Source organism: Hydrogenophaga sp., assembly GCF_050250835.1.
Taxonomy (GTDB): domain Bacteria; phylum Pseudomonadota; class Gammaproteobacteria; order Burkholderiales; family Burkholderiaceae_C; genus Hydrogenophaga.
On the sequence record NZ_JBFWNX010000001.1, the window covers coordinates 487586 to 507775 of the forward strand.

18 protein-coding genes are annotated in these 20190 nt (G+C 64.1%); 5 read left to right on the forward strand and 13 right to left on the reverse strand.

Translation table 11 applies throughout. The annotated features are described in order from the left end of the window. Window positions 1-17 precede the first annotated feature (17 nt). The 8 genes from AB7F11_RS02315 to AB7F11_RS02350 all read right to left on the reverse strand — a co-directional run bounded on the left by AB7F11_RS02315 (window position 18) and on the right by AB7F11_RS02350 (window position 9518). On the reverse strand, window positions 18-1061 hold the full coding sequence (locus tag AB7F11_RS02315) for an ABC transporter ATP-binding protein (RefSeq protein WP_428291134.1): 1044 nt from the start codon (window positions 1059-1061) through the stop codon (window positions 18-20). Between the two features lie 44 nt (window positions 1062-1105). After that, the gene (locus tag AB7F11_RS02320; protein ID WP_428291123.1) at window positions 1106-2083 is read right to left on the reverse strand and encodes an ABC transporter ATP-binding protein; all 978 of its coding nucleotides are present in this window, start codon (window positions 2081-2083) and stop codon (window positions 1106-1108) included. A gap of 4 nt (window positions 2084-2087) precedes the next feature. Then, window positions 2088-2996, reverse strand: a complete 909-nt coding sequence (locus tag AB7F11_RS02325) for an ABC transporter permease (protein WP_428291133.1) — start codon at window positions 2994-2996, stop codon at window positions 2088-2090. 84 nt (window positions 2997-3080) lie between these two features. Continuing rightward, a complete protein-coding gene (locus AB7F11_RS02330; RefSeq protein WP_428291122.1) occupies window positions 3081-4658 on the reverse strand; it encodes an ABC transporter substrate-binding protein in 1578 nt (525 codons plus the stop codon). Further along, on the reverse strand, window positions 4655-5938 hold the full coding sequence (locus AB7F11_RS02335) for a M20 aminoacylase family protein (protein ID WP_428291121.1): 1284 nt from the start codon (window positions 5936-5938) through the stop codon (window positions 4655-4657). Before AB7F11_RS02335 ends, AB7F11_RS02330 begins: the two co-directional genes overlap by 4 nt. 14 nt (window positions 5939-5952) lie before the next feature. Beyond that, entirely contained in the window at window positions 5953-6933 is a 981-nt protein-coding gene (locus AB7F11_RS02340; RefSeq protein WP_428291120.1) for an ABC transporter permease, read from the reverse strand. A gap of 63 nt (window positions 6934-6996) precedes the next feature. After that, a complete protein-coding gene (locus AB7F11_RS02345; RefSeq protein WP_428291119.1) occupies window positions 6997-8568 on the reverse strand; it encodes an ABC transporter substrate-binding protein in 1572 nt (523 codons plus the stop codon). Window positions 8569-8741: 173 nt separating this feature from the next. Then, the gene (locus AB7F11_RS02350; protein WP_428291118.1) at window positions 8742-9518 is read right to left on the reverse strand and encodes a DUF3047 domain-containing protein; all 777 of its coding nucleotides are present in this window, start codon (window positions 9516-9518) and stop codon (window positions 8742-8744) included. 194 nt (window positions 9519-9712) lie between these two features. Between AB7F11_RS02350 and AB7F11_RS02355 the strand changes: the two genes are divergently transcribed. After that, window positions 9713-10030, forward strand: coding sequence for a ComEA family DNA-binding protein (locus AB7F11_RS02355; RefSeq protein ID WP_428291117.1), 318 nt, complete (start codon window positions 9713-9715; stop codon window positions 10028-10030). 76 nt (window positions 10031-10106) lie between these two features. Here the strand turns inward: AB7F11_RS02355 and AB7F11_RS02360 are convergent, their stop codons facing one another. Together AB7F11_RS02360 and AB7F11_RS02365 are read right to left on the reverse strand one after the other, a co-directional pair. Then, window positions 10107-11066, reverse strand: a complete 960-nt coding sequence (locus AB7F11_RS02360; RefSeq protein ID WP_428291116.1) for a porin — start codon at window positions 11064-11066, stop codon at window positions 10107-10109. Window positions 11067-11340: 274 nt separating this feature from the next. Further along, a complete protein-coding gene (locus tag AB7F11_RS02365; RefSeq protein ID WP_428291115.1) occupies window positions 11341-12351 on the reverse strand; it encodes a porin in 1011 nt (336 codons plus the stop codon). Between the two features lie 327 nt (window positions 12352-12678). Here AB7F11_RS02365 and coq7 point away from each other — a divergent pair, with 327 nt between their 5' ends. Then, window positions 12679-13326 carry a 2-polyprenyl-3-methyl-6-methoxy-1,4-benzoquinone monooxygenase gene (gene coq7 / locus AB7F11_RS02370; RefSeq protein ID WP_428291114.1) on the forward strand — a complete coding sequence of 216 codons (648 nt, stop codon included), beginning with the start codon at window positions 12679-12681 and terminating at the stop codon, window positions 13324-13326. A 3-nt stretch (window positions 13327-13329) separates the two neighbouring features. Here the strand turns inward: coq7 and AB7F11_RS02375 are convergent, their stop codons facing one another. Then, window positions 13330-13779: an OsmC family protein gene (locus AB7F11_RS02375; RefSeq protein WP_428291113.1), complete on the reverse strand. Its 450-nt coding sequence runs from the start codon at window positions 13777-13779 to the stop codon at window positions 13330-13332. A 229-nt stretch (window positions 13780-14008) separates the two neighbouring features. Here AB7F11_RS02375 and ilvA point away from each other — a divergent pair, with 229 nt between their 5' ends. Both ilvA and AB7F11_RS02385 read left to right on the forward strand, forming a co-directional pair. Further along, complete coding sequence (gene ilvA / locus AB7F11_RS02380; RefSeq protein WP_428299791.1) at window positions 14009-15610, forward strand: threonine ammonia-lyase, biosynthetic; 1602 nt, start codon at window positions 14009-14011, stop codon at window positions 15608-15610. A 15-nt stretch (window positions 15611-15625) separates the two neighbouring features. Continuing rightward, window positions 15626-16723, forward strand: coding sequence for a nicotinate-nucleotide--dimethylbenzimidazole phosphoribosyltransferase (locus tag AB7F11_RS02385; RefSeq protein ID WP_428290390.1), 1098 nt, complete (start codon window positions 15626-15628; stop codon window positions 16721-16723). Window positions 16724-16730: 7 nt separating this feature from the next. Here AB7F11_RS02385 and AB7F11_RS02390 read toward each other — a convergent pair whose 3' ends face one another. Next, the gene (locus AB7F11_RS02390; protein ID WP_428290391.1) at window positions 16731-18530 is read right to left on the reverse strand and encodes a DUF294 nucleotidyltransferase-like domain-containing protein; all 1800 of its coding nucleotides are present in this window, start codon (window positions 18528-18530) and stop codon (window positions 16731-16733) included. 169 nt (window positions 18531-18699) lie between these two features. Next, the gene (locus AB7F11_RS02395) at window positions 18700-19212 is read right to left on the reverse strand and encodes a type II secretion system protein N (RefSeq protein ID WP_428290392.1); all 513 of its coding nucleotides are present in this window, start codon (window positions 19210-19212) and stop codon (window positions 18700-18702) included. A 99-nt stretch (window positions 19213-19311) separates the two neighbouring features. Here AB7F11_RS02395 and gspG point away from each other — a divergent pair, with 99 nt between their 5' ends. Beyond that, a complete protein-coding gene (gene gspG, locus AB7F11_RS02400) occupies window positions 19312-19782 on the forward strand; it encodes a type II secretion system major pseudopilin GspG (RefSeq protein WP_428290393.1) in 471 nt (156 codons plus the stop codon). The last annotated feature ends 408 nt before the right edge of the window (window positions 19783-20190 follow it).

A 20190-nucleotide genomic window follows, 5' to 3' on the forward strand; every position in this document is an offset into this window, starting at 1 on the left:
GCACACAGGCCAGGCGTCTATATCCGTCCCTCTTCGACCGCGTGACACGCAATGCGGATGCCCCCCAGGGTCAACAGGTTCGGCCGCTCGGTGCGGCAGCGGTCGTTGGCGTGCGGGCAGCGCGGATTGAAGGCGCAACCGCTGGGCGGATTCAGAGGATTGGGTACTTCACCCGACACCGGCGTGCGGGCGCGGCCCGTGTCGTGCATCTTCGGAATGGCGTCGAGCAGCATGCGCGTGTAGGGGTGCCGCGGACTGTCGAACAGCATGTGCTTGGGCGCGAGTTCGACCAGGCGGCCGAGGTACATGACCCCCACCTGGTCGCTCACGTGGCGCACCACTGCGAGGTTGTGGCTGATGAAGAGGTAAGTAAGCCCGCGCTCACGCTGCAGGTCTTTCATGATGTTGAGCACCTGGGCTTGCACGCTCACATCGAGCGCCGAGGTGGGCTCGTCGCACACCAGGAATTCCGGCTGCGTGGCAAGGGCTCGCGCAATCGAGATGCGCTGGCGTTGCCCGCCAGAGAACTGGTGCGGATACTTCGGGCCATCCAGTGGCGAGAGACCCACCGAGCGCAAGAGATCGGCGACCCGCTCCCTGAGCGCAGCGGGCTCGGTTTCGATCTCGTGCTCGCGCAGGGGTTCGGCAATGATGTCCTCCACTCGCCAACGAGGGTTCAGGCTGGCGTAGGGGTCCTGGAAGATCATCTGGATGCGGCGCCGCAGCTTGCGGCCCTCGGGCGTCTTGAACGCGGCGTGTGCATCCTGGCCATCGAACTCGAAGCCGCCGCGCGTGGGTTCGTACAGGCCCACCAGCAACCGGGCCACGGTGCTCTTGCCGCAGCCCGATTCGCCCACCAGCGCCAGTGTCTGACCGCGCGGAATGTCGAACGACACGCCATCGACCGCACGCAGCAGCAGGCGCGGCTGGCGCTCGATCACGCGGTTGAGCCAGGGTGCAGAGACGTCAAAAGTCTTGGCCAGATCGGTGGCACGCACCAGCGGCGCGGCTGACGCGGCTTCATGGGTGGCTGCGGAGACCGTGGCGTGTGCGGCTGCCATCCGCTTTCTTTCGGTTTCTGCCTGTACGGCCTTTTCGATGGCGCTCATGCCGACACCGCCTTTTCGCCCGCGTGCAGCCAGCAGGCTGCGCGCGTGGCACCGGCTGGAAGCAGGTCGGGGCGCTGCACGTGGCAGCGGTCGAACACCCTCTCGCAGCGCGGGTTGTAGGCGCAGCCACTTGGAATGGCGTTGAGGCGGGGCATCGCACCGTCGATCTGGTGCAGGCGCTCGCGGTCCTCGGACATGTCGGGGATGCAGGCCATCAGGCCGGTGGTGTAAGGATGCGCCGGATGGTTGATGACTTCGTGAACCGGGCCAATCTCCGCCACGCGGCCGGCGTACATCACGGCCACGCGGTCGCAGGTTTCAGCGATCACGCCCATGTCGTGCGTGATGAGCATGACCGCCGCCCCGCGCTGTTTGCAGATGGTCTTGAGCAGCGTGATGATCTGCGCCTGAATGGAGACGTCCAGGGCAGTGGTGGGTTCATCGGCCACGATGAGCTGTGGTTCGGCCGCCAGCGCCAGTGCGATGACGACGCGCTGACGCATGCCGCCAGAGAACTGGTGCGGGAAGTGGTCGATGCGCTGCTCGGCCGCCGGAATGCCGGTGTCCTTGAGCAGGTCAATGGCACGCCGACGCGCCTCGGCCTGAGAGACCGGCAGGTGCGTGGTGATGGTCTCAATGAGCTGACGACCCACGGAATACAGCGGATTGAGCGAGGTCAGCGGGTCCTGGAAGATGGCACCGATCTTGCGCCCACGCACCTTGCGCATGGCCTCGTAGGGCAGGTTGTCGATGCGCTCGCCCTGCAGCAGGATCTGGCCCGAGGCAATGCGCCCCGGTGGCTCGAGCAGGCCGATGATGGATGCGCCCGTGAGCGATTTGCCGGCGCCGGACTCGCCCACCACGCCGAGAATTTCACCCGGGGCGATGTCGAAGGAGATGTCGTCGAGCGCACGCAGCGTGCCGCGCCGGTTGGGGAACTCGACAACGAGGTTCTTGACTTGAAGCAGACTCATGTTGTTATCGCAGTCGCGGGTTCAGGGCATCGCGCAGCCAGTCGCCGAGCAGGTTCACACTGAGCGCGATCAGCACCAGCATGGCTCCTGGAAAGATGGTGATCCACCACTCCCCGGAGAACAGGTAATCGTTGCCCACACGGATGAGCGTGCCCAGCGAGGGCGAGGTGGGCGGGGCGCCTACACCCAGGAAGGAGAGCGTGGCTTCGGTGATGATGGCCGTGGCCACCTGGATGGTGGCCAGCACCAGCACCGGCCCCATGACGTTGGGCAGCACGTGGCTTCGCATGATGCGCAGCGGCGCCACGCCGGTCACGCGCGCGGCCTGTACGTACTCCTTGTTGCGCTCCACCAGCGTGGAGCCGCGCACGGTGCGCGCGTACTGCACCCAGCCGGTGAGGGTGATCGAGATGATCAGCACGCCGAACGCAAGGGTCTCATGGGCATTGGGAAACAACGCACGGCCCACGCCAGCGATCAGCAAGGCGATCAGGATGGGGGGAAAGGACAGCATCACATCGCACAGGCGCATGAGCACGCCATCGACCCAGCCGCCAAGAAAACCAGCCAGCAGACCGAAAGACACGCCGATGATCACCGAAAGCAACACCGACGCCAGCCCCACGGCCAGCGAAATACGCGCGCCGTACATGAGGGCCGAGAGGATGTCGCGCCCCTGGTCGTCGGTGCCGAGCAGGAACCGGGAAGAGCCATCGGGGCTCCATGCCGGAGGCAGCCGCGCGTTGGACAGTTCCAGCGTGGCCAGGTCAAAGGGGTTGTGCGGTGCCACCCAGGGGGCGAAGACCGCACAGAAAATGCAGATGAACGCGATCACCGAAGCCACGATGGCCGTCGGCGAGGTACGGAAGCTGTGGCCGACATCGCTGTCGAGGCCTCGTTTGAGAAGACTGATCACGTGGGGAACCTGGTTGAAATCGTCACCGCCGCCAGGATGCGGGGCTTCCCGCATCCTGCGGCGATGGCGCCGGCTGACGACTTACTTCACCGACATGTAACGGAAGGGCATGAAGTTGTCGGCCAGCTGAACCAGCGTGACGTTGCTGGCCACACCCCAGGCCAGCGCCTGCTGGTGCAATGGCAGGTGGCCAATGTCATCCGAATGCAGCTTGAACGCCTCCTTGATCAGCGCATCGCGCTTGGGCTTGTCGGTTTCAGACTGGATCTTCAGCGTCAGCTCGTCCACCTTGGGATTGCAATAGGACCCCAGGTTGAACTGGCCGCTGCCCTTGTCGTCCACGCAGCGCATCAGGGCATTCAGAGCGTTGTGCGAGTCGTAGGTACCGGGCGTCCAGCCCAGCATGTAGAAGCTGGTGTCGCGGCGCAGAATCTTGGGGAAATAGGTGCCCTTGGTCTCGGCCTGCAGGTTGATCTTCACGCCCACGCGCGCGAGGCTGGCCGCCACGGCCTGGCAGATGGCGCCATCATTCACGTAGCGGTCGTTCGGGCAGTTCATTGCCACCTCGAAACCATTGGGATAGCCGGCATCGGCGAGCAGCTTCTTGGCCGCATCGGGATCAAATGGCAGGCGCGTGTTCATGGCGTCGTCAAAACCATTGATGCCTGGGCCGACCATGAGGGCGGTGGGCTTGGAGGCGCCGCGCATCACGGTGCGCTGGATACCGTTGATGTCGATCGCCTGGTAGAAGGCCTGGCGCACGCGCTTGTCCTTGAACGGGTTCTTGCCCTTGACGTTCGAATACAGCAACTCGTCGCGTTTCTGGTCCATGCCCAGGAAGATGGTGCGCAGCTCGGGGCCCTGCATCACCTTGGTCTTGCCACTCGCATTGATCCGGGCCACGTCCTGCAGCGGGACGGGCTCAATCACGTCGACCTGGCCCGACAGCAGAGCCGCCACTCGGGTGGAGTCGTTGCCGATGGGCGTGTACTCGACGTTGAGGACGTTGCCTTCGATCTTTCCCCAGTAGTTGCCATTGCGCACGAAGCTGGTCTTGATGTTGGGTTGACGCTCGCGCAGACGGAAAGGACCGGTGCCGTTGGCTCGGAACGATGCGGCGTTCTCGATGCCCTTGCGGCGGTCCACGGGACGCGTGGCCTGGTTGTCCTCGGCCCATTTCTTGTTCATGATGAACAGCAGGGAGATGACATCAGGCAGGATGGGGAACGGTGCCTTGGTCTCGATCTCCACCACGTAATCGCCGACTTTGCGCACTTCCTTCACATCGTTGGTGTAGCTCTTCATGTCCGAGCCTTCGCCGGACGCACGCTCGAAGGTGAACAGCACGTCGGCGGCTGTGAAGGGAGCACCGTCGTGGAATTTCACACCCTTGCGCAGCTCGAAGCGCCACACCGTGGGCGACGTCTGCTTCCAGCTGGTCGCCAGTCCGGGCGCGAGTTTGAGGTTGGCATCGCGTGCGACCAGGGGTTCGTAGACGTTGCCCGTCACGCTGAGTTGCAGCGATTCATTGAGCGAGTGCGGGTCCATCGACAACGCGTCACCCTGGTTGCCGATGCGAATCGTCTGCGCAGACGCGGCGCCCATGGTGATCATGGCAGCGGTCACCAGGGTGGCTGCCAGTGTTTTCTTGAGTTTCATGCGTCGCTCCTTGTAGGGGTTGGGGTTGCGGAAATCGAATGGGTTTGTGGTGCAAGCGCCGCATCGGCCAGCGGCATGCCGTGTTCAATCAGGCCTGCATGCAATGCGGCGCCCAGCGGGAGCACTTCGTCGTTGAAGTCGTATCGGCTGTTGTGCAGAAAGCACCCGCCCACGCCGTTCTCGGCGCCCTGCCCCAGGCGCAGGTAAGCGCCGGGCTTGACCTGAAGCATGAAGGAGAAGTCCTCCGCGCCCATGCTCGGGTCCATGTTGCGGTCCACGTGATCATGGCCCAGGAGTCTTTGCGCCACTTCGGCCGCAAACCGGGCTTCGTCGCGGCTGTTGATCGTGGCCGGGTAGATGCGCTCGTAGTTGACATGCGCCGCGGCCCCCAGACCAAGCGCCACGCCTGAGCAGACCTCATGCAGGCGCTTCTCGACCAGGTTCTGCACCTCGGGGTTGAAGGTGCGCACGGTGCCCACCAGCGTGGCTTTGCCTGGAATCACGCTGAAGGCACCCATGTCGCCAGCCTGCATGGCACACAGGCTGACGACGGCGCTGTCAATGGCGCGCACGCTGCGCGAAACGATGCTCTGCACGGCGGTGATGATGTGGGCCGCCACCAGCACCGGGTCCACAGTCTGGTAGGGATGCGCGCCATGGCCCCCCTTGCCGGTGATTTCGATCGTGATGCGATCGGCCGAGGCCATCATCGGCCCAGGGTTCACGCCCACGATGCCGGGCTTCATCTGAGGCCAGTTGTGCATGCCGTAGACCGACTGCACGGGAAAGCGATCAAACAGGCCATCCTCGATCATGGCCTTGGCACCCGCGAAGCCCTCTTCGCCCGGCTGGAAGATCAGCACGGCGGTGCCGTCGAAATTGCGGGTCTCGGCCAGGTAGCGCGCTGCGCCCACCAGCATGGCGGTATGGCCGTCGTGCCCGCAGCCGTGCATCATGCCGGGACGGGTGGAACGCCAGGCGAAGTCGTTGTGCTCGGTCATGGGCAAAGCATCCATGTCGGCGCGCAGGCCCATCATGCGGCCACTGTCGTTCTTGCGTCCGCGAATCACCGCCACCACGCCTGTTTTGCCGATGCCAGTGTGGATTTCATCCACGCCGCAGACCTTGAGCGATTCGACCACCCGCCTGGCGGTGTAGTGTTCCTCGAAGCCGATCTCGGGATGGGCATGCAGATCGCGCCGCAGCGACGTGAGCTCCGAATGAAATGCCGCGATGTGCGCGAACGCGCGACCGTGGGCCTTGATGCGAGGCGCAAGCATGTCGTTGCGGGCGTTCAATGTCCACCTGCCTTTTCAGCGCGAAGACGCGGGTCGACCGCGAAGTACAGAAGATCCACCACAAGGTTGATCACCACGAAGATCAACGCGATGAGACAAAGGTAGGCAGCCATCACGGGGATGTCGGCAAACGTCACCGCCTGGATGAACAGCAGGCCCATGCCCGGCCACTGGAAGACGGTCTCGGTGATGATGGCAAACGCGATCAGGCCGCCGAGTTGCAGCCCGGTGATGGTCATGACTGGCACCAGCGTGTTCTTCAGCGCATGGCCGAAGTGCACCGCGCGGTTGGTGAGACCACGTGCTCGCGCGAACTTGATGTAGTCGGTGCGCAGCACCTCCAGCATCTCTGCGCGCACCAGGCGCATGATGAGCGTGAGCTGGAAAATCGCCAGTGTGATCGCCGGCAGGGTGATGTGGTGCCAGCCCTTGGCGCTGAGCAGGCCGGTGGACCACCAACCCAACTGGGTCACCTCGCCCCGGCCAAAGCTCGGGAACCAGCCGAGGTTCACCGCGAAGCCCAGAATGAGCAGGATGCCGATCAGGAAGGTGGGCAGCGAGACGCCCAGCAGCGAGACGGTCATGAACACCTGGGTCATGAAGGTGCCACGGCGCAGAGCCGCGTACACACCCATCGGGATGCCCACCACGAGAGCGAGCACGGCAGCCACCATGGAAAGCTCCAGCGTGGCCGGGAAACGCTCGGCAATCAGGCGCGAGACTTTGGCGCCTTGTCGCAGCGACAGGCCGAACTCGCCCTGTACGGCGTTGGCCAGGAAATGCCAGAACTGAATGAAGAAGGGTTGGTCCAGTCCGAGGTCGGCACGAAGTTCACGAATCTGGTCTGCCGTGGCGTCCTGCCCGAGCAGGAACACCACGGGATCGCCCACGTACTGGAACAACAAGAATGCGATCAGCGCCACGCTGACCATGACGACGACCGCTTGCGCGAGCCGTCGGAGTATGAATGCGAACATCTTGTTGAAAATGAAGAGAGGGTCGCCCCTGTCGGTGAGCGACCCTCGTCTGACTGGCTGGAATCAGTTTACCTTGATCAAACGCCAATCCAGGCGGTTGTCGGCGCGGTGCACCACGTCAATGTTCTTCTTCATCGCCCAGGGGATGATCTGGTTGTGCAGCGGGATGTGCGCCACGTCCTCGTTTTGCAGCGCCAGCGCTTCGGTCAGCAGGCGAGGACGCACAAACGGGTCGGTTTCCGTCTTGGCGCGGTCGATGATGGCGTCCATCTTGGGGTTGCTGTAGCGGCCCACGTTGTAGTTGCCGTCGCCACCCGTGCCCAGCGTGCGCACCAGCGACTGCAGGCTGTAGAGCGCATCGAAGGTCGGCACGCCCCAGCCCAGCATGTAGATGCTGGCCTCAAAGCGCTGGATCATCGGGAAATAGGTGGCCAGGGGCAGCGTGCGCAGCTTGGCCTTCACGCCGATGCGTGCCCACATGGCGGTCACGGCCTGGCAGATCTGCTCGTCGTTGATGTAGCGGTTGTTCGGGCAGGCGAAGTCGACCTCGAAACCATCCTTGTAGCCAGCGTCGGCCAGCAGCTTTTGCGCTGCGGCGACATCGAAGGGATACCGCTGATGCACCGCTTCGTTCCAGCCCGCCACCTGCGGGGCCACCAGCGCGCCGGTGGCCTGCCCCAGGCCACGCAGGCTGACACGGGTGATCGCGTTGATGTCGATCGCCTGGTAAAGCGCCTTGCGCACACGCTGGTCTTTCAGCGGGTTCTTGCCCTTGACGTTGCTGCCAGGGAGTTCGTCGCGGAACTGGTCCATGCCGAAGAAGATGGTGCGGTTCTCGACGCCGTCCATGACCTTCAGATTGCCGTCCTGGCGAATGCGTGGCAGGTCCTGCGGGCTGGGGTCGAGCACGAAGTCCACTTCACCCGACAACAGTGCGGCCATTCGGGTGGCCACGGCCTTCACCGGGGTGTAGACGATCTCGGTCACGTTGCCCTCTGCGGTGCCCCACCAGTTGGGGTTCCTGGCCAGCACAATCTTCTGGTCGGGCTGCCATTCCTTGAGCATGAAAGGTCCGGTGCCGTTGGCATTGCGGTGCGCGAAGTTCTCGTCCTGCGTCTTGATGTCTTTGGGTGCGGTGGAGTTGTTCTTCTCGGCCCACGCCTTGCTCATCATGCGCAGTTCGGTCAACTGGTTCACGAGCACCGGATTCGGTCCGCCGGTGATGATGTCGATGGTGTTGGCGTTCACCTTCGTCACCTTGGTGATGCCCTGGGTGTACACGGTGAAGTTCGACGTCTTGCTCATGGCGCGTTCGATGGAGAACACCGCATCGTCGGCGGTGAAGGGCGAGCCATCGTGGAACTTGACGCCATTGCGCAGCGTGACGCGCAACTGCGTGGGGGACACCTGAGTCCAGCCGCTGGCCAGCATCGGCTCGGGCTTGAAGGTGCGGCTGTTGTAGTAGACGAGCGACTCGTACACCGATGCGTGAACGCCGTTGGCCAGAGCGTTGTTCTGGGAGTGGATGTCCCAGGTGGGGATGTCGCTGGCGCTGGTCCATTTGAAGGTCTTGGCATGGACACCACCGACGCCCACCGCCATCGCGGCGCAAAGGAGTGCGAGTCGAAATTTCATTTGTTGACACCTAAATAAAATGAACATCTCGCCACTATGCAACAAACGTTCCCGCTCATGCACGGGACTAACCCCAACCGCCGACGCCAAACGCACTGGAATGGTCACCTGGGCGTCCGCGCCGGCACCGGAGCGCATCGCCACGGGGCGCGAACAGCGCAGCAGCGACCGAATCAGTCGGCCGCGCGCTCCAGGCTCAACGGCCCATACCAGGCAGTGAGACGGCTCTGGGTGTTGTCGGTGTCGGTCATCAGCGCCACGGCACGCAGTGGCCCGGGCTCCTCGCCAAAGGCCTGAAGAAAGTCGGCACGCACGTCCCGCACATGATCGCGCCATTGCCCCAGCCGGTCGGAGCCACTGTCCAGCACCAGCTTTCGAATGCGGTCGGTGCGCGGGTTCATCACCACGCTGCCGGGTGCATCGTTCACGCTCCATACGTAGATCAGCGTGGCATAGGGCAACTCTTCTCCGGTAAACAGGCGGCTCATCTCTGAAAGTCGATGCACCTTGGGCGACCAGCGCTGCCGATCCCCTTCGAAAGCCAGCACCACGCGCACCGGTGAGTCGGCCAGGGAAGCCTGCGACAGGTCTGCCTTTTCGGGCAGGCCGTCGACGCGCCAAGAGAAACTCAAACGGCCTGCGCGGCTCAGGTGGGGCTCGAAGCGCTGCCGCAGGATGCTCACCGAACTTTGCGCCTTGACACGCAGCGCCTGGCGATCCAGCACCTCGACTGGCTCAAAGGGCGCGAAGCGCTTGCCTGGAAAGACAAAGGTTTCCCAGTCCGGCACCGGCGCCGGCGTCTGCAGGAGGCGGTTGGCCACCCGCTTGAGGGCAGCGGCCCCAGCCGCCACGGCGGGGGCTGTCCTGGGGTCATCGTCCTGAAGCGACGGCCCGGCACAACCGGCCCCCAAAGTGGCCAGCAGCACGATTCCCCAGCTCAGCTTGTTCAAATGCATACGTCCTTTGGCCAACGCACCTCATCGCCTCGGTGCGCAAGTCTAAGTTCAGAAGTGTTCGGGTTTCGGGAAAATCTGGAATGACAAATGAATTCAAAAGCATTACATTTCGGCCCGGATGGCGCGACAAGTGCCACCCGCCTGCACCACAGGCGATTCAAAACCTGATTCCAAAATGGAGGAAATGCATGATCAAGAAAACCCTGGCCGCCCTGCTGGCCTTCCTTGCGGTCGCCTGCTGGGCTGCCGTGGACGTGAACACCGCCACCGAAGCCGATCTGGACAGCATCAAGGGCATCGGACCCGGTACTTCCGGAAAGATGCTCGAAGCACGCAAGGCATCCCCGTTCAAGAGCTGGGCCGATCTGGTTGAACGCGTCCCGGGCATCGGCGAGAAGCGCGCCAGCAAACTTTCATCCGAGGGACTCACCGTGAACGGGGAAGCCTACAAGCCCGCCAGCACGGCCGGCGCGACGGAAAAGAAGCCTGCCAAGGCCACCAAGTAACGCCCTCGCAAAAAGAAAAAGCCACCCGGCGGACCGGGTGGCTTTTTTTGCGGGTCGCTGTTCCGGAGAACGTCGATCAGAAAGTGTGGCGAATACCCACGGCGTACTGATCCAGCTCCTTGGTCTTCACGCCAGCGGTCTTGCCGTCGCCGGTGGTGTAGCCAGCGTAGGCGGTGGTGCGCTTGGACAGGCTGTAGGTGGCCACGATGCCGAAAGCATCGCGCTTTTCGTCGCCCTTGGCTGCGTTGTCCTTGCCACGGGCATAGCCAGCACCCAGCGTCAGGGCGCCGCCCAGCGGCACGTCCACGCCGAAGCTGTAGTCGGTGGTCTTCAGACCGCCGGTCTGCTTCAACTGGCCAAAGGAACCCAGCAGCTTGGCCATGCCCAGGTCATAGGAAGCGCCCACGCGGGTGTACTTCGACTCGGTCGCACCAGCGGTTTCTTCCTGGTAAGCCACGCCCGCGTAGATCGGGCCGCCAGCGTATTTCAGGTGGAAAGCCGTGGTGTTTTCGTCCACCGCGTTGTTCTCGTCCAGCGCATAGGACACGGCACCGCTGATGCCACCGAAATCGGGCGAGGTGTACTTGAAGCCGTTGTTCGGGTTGGCGGTGTAGCCGGTGCTGCCGAAGGCGAAGTACTCAGGGCTGAAAGCCGAGTCGAAACCGCTGAACGAAGCGGCGCTGATGTCGTCGTAGGCGGACCACACCTTACCGGCAATGATCTGACCGAAGCCGCCTTCAAAGCCGACGTACGACTGGCGATCGAACTTGAAGCCGGTGCTGGTGCCAGTGTCCATGCCCAGGCCAGCTTCCAGACCAAAGATGGCGGAGAGGCCACCGCCGAGGTCTTCCGTGCCCTTGAAGCCCAGACGGCTGGATTGCAGGCCACCCGAGTCCAGCTTGGACATGGAGCCCGTGCCGTTGTCCACGCTGCCGACCCATACGTCGGCAATACCGTAGATCGTGACGGAAGACTGGGCGCTGGCGGCGCCTGCAAACGCGCCCAGAACGGCCAAAGCAACTAGCGATTTTTTCATGTGATTTCCTTGGGATGGTTAAACGGGTATGGGTATCTTGGAACAAGGTCGATCTTAGGCACTGCGCTCGCTCAATTGCAGGGTAATCCCCTACAAATTGATGAAAAGCCGTCAAATCGTTGCAGCGCAACAACAGGCGATTTGATGCTTTATCCCAGCAAAATCCATACCAGTTCGCGGCCAGTTTTCAGCGCGAAGGCCCATGAAAAAAGCCCACCGCTTGCGCGGTGGGCTTTGATCTTTCGCTCGAAGCTGGCGTCAGCCAGCGTCGGGCTTAGAAGGCGTGGCGAACGCCGAATTCGATGCCGGTGGAGTTGCCACCAGCCGTCACGGCAGCTGCATTCGGGCTCAGGCCGAAGGTGCCAGCATTCTTGTTGGAGATGCGCGAGAACGTGCCGTACAGCGCGGTGCGCTTGGACAGGTTGTAGTCGTAACCCACAGCGATCTGGCTGGCGTCGTTGTCGCCAGCGGCGGCATTGTAGTCAGAGCGGGTGTAGGAAGCCTTCAGGTTGCCCGGGCCCACCGGAGCGGTCACGCCCAGCAGGTAGTGGTTGAGCTTGGAGGCACCAAACTTGCCCTGGGTGTACTGACCCAGCAGCTTGGCCACGCCGAAGTCATACGAACCACCGAAGTTGGTGCGCTTGTACGAATCCACGGAACCTGCCGTCGCGCCTTCGGAAGCGGTAGCCAGGGCCACGCTCAGAGGACCAGCAGCGTACGTCAGGCGAGCACCCAGGTACTCGTTGGGTGCGTTGGTGGCGGTGTTTTCCTTGAATGCGTACTGCACTTGCACGCCAAAACCACCCATGTTGGGCGAGAAGTAGCTGATCGCATTGTCGGCGCGCACGTTGGTGCCAGAGCCGCTGCCCAGGTTGTTGAACGTGTTCAGCGAGCTGCCAACGCCGTTGGTGCCGAACGGGTCGTACACGGTGTGGTTCCAGAAGGTCGGGGTGTAGTCACGGCCCAGACGCACTTCACCGAAGCCACCCATCAGGCTCACGGTGCTGCGGCGCATGAAGTTGAAGCCACCAGCGGTGCCGGTGTCGGGGTTCAGGCCGCCTTCGAGCCAGAAGCCGGCGCTCATGCCGCCGCCGAGGTCTTCCACGCCACGGAAACCGAGGCGGCTGGATGCAATACCGTCCTGGTGCATGGAGGTGAGGTTGTCGCCGCCTTGACGGACGTTGCGGATGTTCAGGTCAACGATACCGAACAGCGTGACGGAGGACTGGGCAAAAGCAGCGCCCGTGGCGGCCACGGCTGCCAGTGCAATCAGGGTCTTTTTCATTGAGGGTTTCTCCAAGGTTGAGTAAAGAGGCCGATGGTCTAGAGCCGTCGAGCCAACCTCCGTTGAGGAAGCTGCGGTCATTGCACCAGAAGGGCTCTTCGCTTGCAAAAGTTTCGAAGCACAAGCGAACAATTCGTCGCCAGCCAACAACGGATTTCCGTTTTGGTGCAATCAAATTACAAACAAAGTATTAGCTGCACCGAATTGACGCATTTCACCCGCGAACTGCGCCAAATGAACAGAGACCAGCGCCTCGCACGGTCATGAAAACCCCTCTTCTGGCATGCGCTACAGTGCCTTTCTGTCATTCGCGCCACAGGACTGAAGATGGATGCCTTGCTGAACGCTGCCGATTCGGCGCTGAGAACTTTGTTCGTCAAACCCCGCGCCTCGCGGGAATGTCCGACCCTGCCGGAGCTGACGCCTGCACCTGAACTGAGCGAAGAGGAGCGGCGCCTTTCCGGGGCCCTGATGCGCGTGAACCATGTGGGCGAGGTGTGCGCACAAGCGCTGTACACGGCGCAAGCCCTGGCCGCTCGCTGGCCCGCCGGCGGGCGCCCACCCAATGAAGCGCTGGCACAGCAACTGGAGCTGGCAGGACGAGAGGAAACCGATCACCTTGCCTGGACGCAGGCGCGTCTTGACGAACTGGGTGCGAAGCCCTCGGCGCTCAACCCGCTCTGGTACGCAGGTGCCTTCGGGCTCGGGCTCCTGGCGGGCCGAATGGGCCAGGGCGTGAGTCTGGGCTTCGTGGTGGAGACCGAGCGCCAGGTGGAAGCCCACCTGGCGGGCCACATGGACCGTTTGCCCCCAGGCGATCAGGCTTCGCGTGCGATCGTGGCGCAGATGAAGGACGATGAAGCGCGGCATGCGCGCGATGCCCAGCACGCGGGAGGCGTTGATCTGCCGGCCCCGGTCAGGGGCCTCATGCGCGCAGCGGCCAGGGTGATGACCACCGTGGCGCACAAAGTCTGAGCCTCAGGCTTCCAGCAGGTCGAAGCTGGTCGTGATCTCGGCCGTCTTGCCGAGCATGATGCTGGCCGAACAGTACTTCTCGTGGCTCATGGCGATGGCACGCTCCACGGCGGCCGGTGCAATGCCCTTGCCGCTGACGGTGAAATGCATGTGGATTCTGGTGAACACCTTGGGGTCGACCGGTGCGCGTTCGGTCACGAGCTTGACGCTGCAAGCGCGGACGTCGTGGCGCCCGCGCTTGAGGATGAGCACCACGTCGTAGGCCGTGCAGCCGCCCGTGCCGGCCAACACCGTTTCCATGGGCCGGGCAGCCAGGTTGGCCCCGCCATTGGCCGGCTTGTCGGCATCGGGCGCGCCATCCATGGCGATCACGTGGCCGCTGCCGGTTTCGGCCACAAAGCCCATGTGGGATCGGGTTCCGGCGGCGCCGGTCCAGGTGACGGTGCATTCCATGGTGCTCCAGACGTGAAGAAATGAACGGTATTGGGCCGGGTGCTCTAAAAATGATAGAAAAGCAACAAGGGATGTTGCGTTGCAACATGCGCACGATATACTGGCGGCATTGTATTGAAGGTTGTCTCCTCTACCCTCCACGGGTGGATTCAAGCCCGGACCGGTTCTGCCAGTCCGGGCTTTTTTTGGTCTGCAGACCCTCTGGCTATGATCGGCGGCGAGGAACACCATGCCAGCCAGCGTCAAAAAGTCTCCCCCATCCACCAGCGTTTCGCCGCTCACCCACATGGGTCCGGCCGACTACCTGAAGAAAATTCTCACCGCACGCGTCTACGACGTGGCGGTGGAATCCGCGCTGGAGCCCGCCAGTGATCTGAGCCGCAGGCTGCACAACAAGGTGCTGCTCAAGCGCGAAGACCAGCAACCCGTGTTCAGCTTCAAGCTGCGCGGTGCTTACAACAAGATGGCGCACCTCAGCGTCGACCAATTGAAGAAGGGCGTGATCTGCGCATCGGCGGGCAACCACGCACAGGGTGTGGCGCTGGGTGCGCGCAAGCTGGGCGCCAGAGCGGTGATCGTGATGCCGACGACCACGCCTCAGGTGAAGATCGACGCGGTGCGCGGTTTCGGCGGCGAGGTTGTGCTGCACGGAGACAGCTATTCCGATGCCTATACCCACGCGGTGGCGTTACAGGCAAAACAGGGCCTGACCTTCGTTCACCCATTCGACGACCCAGACGTCATCGCAGGCCAGGGCACGATCGCGATGGAGATCCTGCGCCAGTTGCAGAGCCTGGGCTCAGACCATCTGGACGCGGTGTTCGTGGCCATTGGCGGCGGCGGCTTGATTTCGGGCGTGGCCAACTACATCAAGGCGGTGCGCCCTGAAATCAAGGTCATCGGCGTTCAGATGAACGACTCGGACGCCATGATGCGCTCGGTGCAGAGCGGCTCACGCGTGACACTGGCTGACGTGGGGCTGTTCGCCGATGGCACCGCCGTCAAGCTGGTGGGTGAGGAGACCTTCCGAATCGCTCGCGATCTGGTCGACGAGTTCATCACCGTGGACACCGACGCCGTTTGCGCCGCCATCAAAGACGTGTTCGTGGACACGCGCAGCATCGTCGAACCGTCGGGCGCCCTCGCGGTGGCGGCGATCAAGCAGTACGTGGCAAAAAACAAGACGCGCGGCGAGACCTACGCCGCCATCCTGTGCGGCGCCAACATGAACTTCGATCGCCTGCGATTCGTGGCCGAGCGTGCAGAGGTGGGCGAAGAACGCGAGGCACTTTTCGCCGTGACGATTCCTGAGGAACGCGGCAGCTTCCGGCGCTTCTGCGAGGCCATTGGTGAATTGCCTGGCGGCGCGCGCAACGTGACCGAATTCAACTACCGCATTCACGACGGCAGTCAGGCCCATGTGTTCGTCGGCCTGACCACGCATGGCAAGGGCGAGTCCACACGGATCGCCACCAACCTGATCAAGCACGGGTTCGAGACCCTGGATCTCACGCACGACGAGCTGGCCAAGGAGCACATCCGGCACATGGTGGGTGGGCATTCGCCGCTGGCGCAGGATGAGCGCCTGTTGCGCTTCATCTTTCCCGAGCGACCCGGCGCCCTGCTGAAGTTTCTCAGCCTCATGCGCCCGGGCTGGAACATCAGCCTTTTCCACTACCGCAACCAGGGTGCGGACTACGGCCGCATTCTGGTGGGCCTTCAGGTGCCCACGAAGGACCACAAGGCCTTCGACAAATTCCTGGATACGCTGGGCTACCCCTACGTGGAAGAAACCGCGAATCCGGTGTACCGTCTTTTTCTCAAGAGCTGAAACGACGCACGCACCATGGCCATGGACCCCGTATTCGCCCCGATCAACCGACGCGTGCCGGAGTTGCCTGCCAACCTCAAGCTGCCGCACGTCACACCGACCTCCGACACGATGCTGGACCATTCGGTAAAGCAACGTCTCGCGCCGGAGGGGCTGCCTGAGCACGCGCTGGGACGCATGGAAGAACTGGTTCTGCAACTGGCTCGCATCCAGAACGGCAGCCCGCTGCCCTTCGATCTGCTGGCCTTCGACTCACCGCAGTTGGTCGTGTTCGCCGCCGACCATGGCATCGCAGACGAAGGCATGTCCGCCCTGGAGCAGGGTATGTCGGTCGAGCACGTGATGCAACTGCTCCTGGGGCTGGCGCCAGTCAATGCGCTGGCAGAGATGTATGGCTTCGACCTGACGGTGGTGGATGCGGGTGTGGCCACGCACATCACCCTGCCCGATGCCGCCCGCACCAAGGCGCCCCTGCTGTTGCGCAAGATCGGCTACGGCACGCGAAACCTTCTGCTCGGTCCGGCGATGTCGCAGGCCCAGGTGGTGGCTGCGCTGCATGCGGGCATGGACGTGGTCCGGCATCTGCCGGGCAATGTGATCGCCATCGGCGACGTGGGCGTGGCCAACCTGGTCAGCGCCTCTTTGCTGCTCTCGCGGCTGTGCGGCGTGCCGCTGGCCGACGCCTGCGTGCGCGACGATTTCCAGATGCCGGGTCTCGACGACAGCGCCCACCTGCAACGCATCGAGAAGCTTTCCGCAGCGGCGGCCCGCCATCGCAAGGCCCTGGGACCGCTGGACGCGCTGGCCGCCCTCGGCGGTTTCGAAATCGCCATGATGGTCGGCGCCATGTTGCAGGCTGCCAGCGAGCGGCGCGTGGTGCTGGTCGACGGCTATGTGTCCGGTGCGGCCGCACTCGTGGCTCGCGGACTGTGTCCGGACGTGGCGGACTACCTGGTGTACGCCCACCGCACCGCAGACACCGGCCACCGGCTCATGCTCATTCACCTGCAAGCGCAGCCCCTGCTGGACATGGGTTTGCGCGTGAGTCAGGGCACCGGCGCACTCATGGCCTGGCCTTTGCTGCTGGCTGCGCAAGGCCTGCTGGAACGCTGATCTGGTTTCAGCGTTCGTAGTCCAGGCGCACGCGCTGCTGGAGGCTGCGCAGCACGCGCAGAGTTTCCTTCAGGATGCGCCTGTCGATGTCATTGAGGTCGCTCACCGCGATGCGGTTGGCATTGCCGCCGACCATGGTGCCGTCGAGTTGCGCGCGCAGTCGCAGCATCTGCAGAAACTCGAAGCCTCCCACCCAGGCCTGGTGTTCACGATCGGGTGCGCCCAGCGCGGGGCCGACAGCTTCGAAACGTTCGCGCGTGCTGGTAGCCGATACCCCCTGCGCCAATGCATAAAGGCGTGCCACGTCGACAAAGATCGCCGTGCCTTGTAGCTTGAGGTCCAGTGTGTCGCGCCCGTCCACTGTGGTGGTGTCGATCTGGCCCAGCCAGTTCAGCGGCGCACTCTGCGTCAGGCCATTGATCGCAAGCTGACGCAGGAATCGCGGGTTGGCCATGGCGCGCTGTGTCACCGCCTCGCGCAGGCGCTCGGTCAGCCGGGTGTTGCCAGCCAGCGTCCGGAAGTCGAAATAGATGCTCGCATTGAGCAGGTCTTTGGGTGAACCCTGGTCGATCCACTGGGTGAACCGCTGCTGCCATTCGGTCAGTGTCAGGCAGCATTCCGGATTGCTCGCCATGATGTTGCCCTTGCACAGCGGGAAACCACAGGCGTCCAGACCTTCATTGACCTCGCGGGCAAAAGCCAGCAGGCGGCCCTTGTCGGTGGGTGGTCCGTCGATGGCATCGGCCACGATGAGCGCGTTGTCCTGGTCGGTGGCGATGGTCTGCTCGCCGCGCCCTTCCGATCCAAGCGCGATCCAGCAGAAGGCTTGCAGATCGAGGCCATGCCGCTCGGCCGTGAGCTCCACCAGGCGTGAGGTGAGCACATCGTTGAGGTGGCTGATCAGCGCGGTGAGCTGTTTGGCATGGACACCCTGCCCCAGCAGGCTGCGTGCAAAGCGGCGGATGTCGTGCGCCACGGCCTGCAGCGTGACGAGATCGCTCGCATGGCGGATGCTGCCACTGACCTGCTTGAGGCTCAGGCGCTGCAGCGCGAACAGATCCCGCTCGGAAACGATGCCCACCACGCGACCCTCGTGCGTCACTGGCACGTGCCGAATGCCGTGGCGCGACATCAGCAGCGCTGCGTCCTGCGCGGTGTGTTTCTGGGTGAGGGAGAGCACTGGCTGCACCATCACTTTGTGCATCGGCGTGGACAGCGGCAGCTGCGCCAATGTCACGCGACCCAGAATGTCGTAGCGCGTGAGAATGCCCAGCGGGGCTTGCGCGGCGTCCACCACCAGCATGGACCCGATGTGCAGCTCATGCATCCGCATCAGTGCATCGCGCAACGGCGTCTCTGGCAGGCAGGTCACCGGCGTGGAACGGCACAGTTCGGCCAGGGGTGTCTCCAGCGACTGCTCGGCCAGCGCCTGGGACGAATACGCCACCTGCAGCGCGCTTCGCGAGAGGTCGAGGAACTTGAGGATGCGGCGGTTGAGGAAGTCGCCGAAGACCGCGCTGCGCTCGGCCAGTGCCTGCATGTCGTCTGCGCTCACCGCGAGCACGAAGGTGTCCTCGGTGGCGCTGTAGAGCGTGGTAGGGGCGCGTTGGGCCAGCACGGCGCTGACCGGGAACAGGTCGCCGGCCTCGTACTGGAAGGCTCCGCCCGACAGATCGGACAGGCCGCGCTTGCCGGTGACGGCTCCCCTCCGGATGAAGAACAGCTCGCGCGCCGGCCCGTCCTCGGGCCGCACCACCGCTTCGCCTGGCGCAAAAAAACCCTGGCGCGAAGCCTCCACGAAAGCCATCACGTGAGCCTCCTCCATTTCATTGAAAGGGGGGTGATGTCGCAGCTCGTCGCTGAGATTTTTCAACGTCGGGCCGGATGGCCGCAACCAGGCCGTGGCCAAGGTGCGTGTCCTGTCGGATCGGGAAGCCATGGGCAGGTAGCCGCTGCGCTCGGGCGAACGCGGGCCCTCAGGAAGGCGTGGCTGCCTTCTCGGGCAAGGACAGCTCCATGCTGGACGGCGCATCCAGCGAAGGGCCCAGGCGGACAGTGCGGCGCGTCACGGCCTGCAGCACCAATCCGCCTTCGAGCGAAGCGCCCACGCGATAGGGTCGTGGTGGTTGGCTGTCCACGGCGATCAGCGCAGCGCCACCATCGGTTCCCGTGGCCACCACGCCGAGCAGCACGTAGCGCGCCGGTGCGGCAGCCACGGGTGCGGAGCCCGCCGCCGCCACAGGCAAGGCGCCCAAGGTGCGCGCAACCGCCATGGGGTCAGGAGTTGCAGGCGCCGTGGCCACGGTGACCACCGGCGTCACCGAGGAACGACCCATGAATTGCAACACCCAGTAACCGGCACTCAGCCCCGCCGCCAGCCACAGCAGGCCGGCCACCAGCGCCGGCCCTCGGCGCGAGGCGCTTTGCTGCAGGGCTGCAGGGCTTTCCATGAGGAAGCCCGAATGGCCGAACGACGGTGCCTTGTTCATGCGCGCATTATGATCGACCGCCAGCGTTTCACGGCCCATCCGCCACCGGCGGTGCCGGCCTCTCGGCCACCTGTCGGCCCGCGTTGGCGGGAGATCCCTTTGAACCACCTCACCCCCCCCGCATCGCCCCGCGCGCCCACCAGGGCGACACCCTGGCGCGCCCTTCAGCGTGGCTTCACCCTGATCGAACTCATGGTGGTGCTGGTCATCATTGGCGTGCTGGCCGCACTGATCGTGCCCAACGTGCTCGACCGTGCCGACGATGCGCGCGTGACCGCCGCCAAGACCGATGTCAACAACCTCATGCAGGCGCTCAAGCTGTATCGCCTGGACAACCAGCGCTACCCCACAGGCGAGCAAGGACTCAATGCGCTGGTGAACAAGCCCACCGCAGGACCCGCCGCACCCAACTGGCGGCGTTACCTGGACAAGCTCCCGGCCGATCCCTGGGGCAGGCCGTACCAGTACCTGAACCCTGGGCTGCATGGCGAAGTGGACGTGCTCTCACTGGGCGCGGACGGTCAGGCTGGCGGCGAAGCCAAAGATGCCGACATCGGTAGCTGGCAATGACGAGAGTGCCCCCACGCTCCGCCGCTGCGCGGGTCGCTGCCCCCCGAGGGGGCTGGCCTTGCTTGGGGCGGCCCTGCGCTGCGGCCTTCTTGCCCCCACGCTCCGCCGCTGCGCGGGTCGCTGCCCCCCACGGGGGCTGGCCTTGCTTGGGGCGGCCCTGCGCTGCGGCCTTCTTGCCCCCACGCTCCGCCGCTGCGCGGGTCGCTGCCCCCCGAGGGGGCTGGGCCTGCCTTGGGGGCGGCCCGGCGGCTGGCCCTGGCCCCCACGCTCCGCCGCTGCGCGGGTCGCTGCTCCCTGAGGGGGCTGGGCCTGCCTTGGGGCGGCCCGGCGGCTGGCCCGTTCTCGTTGCCCCCACGCTCCGCCGCTGCGCGGGTCGCTGCCCCCCGAGGGGGCTGGGCCTGCCTTGGG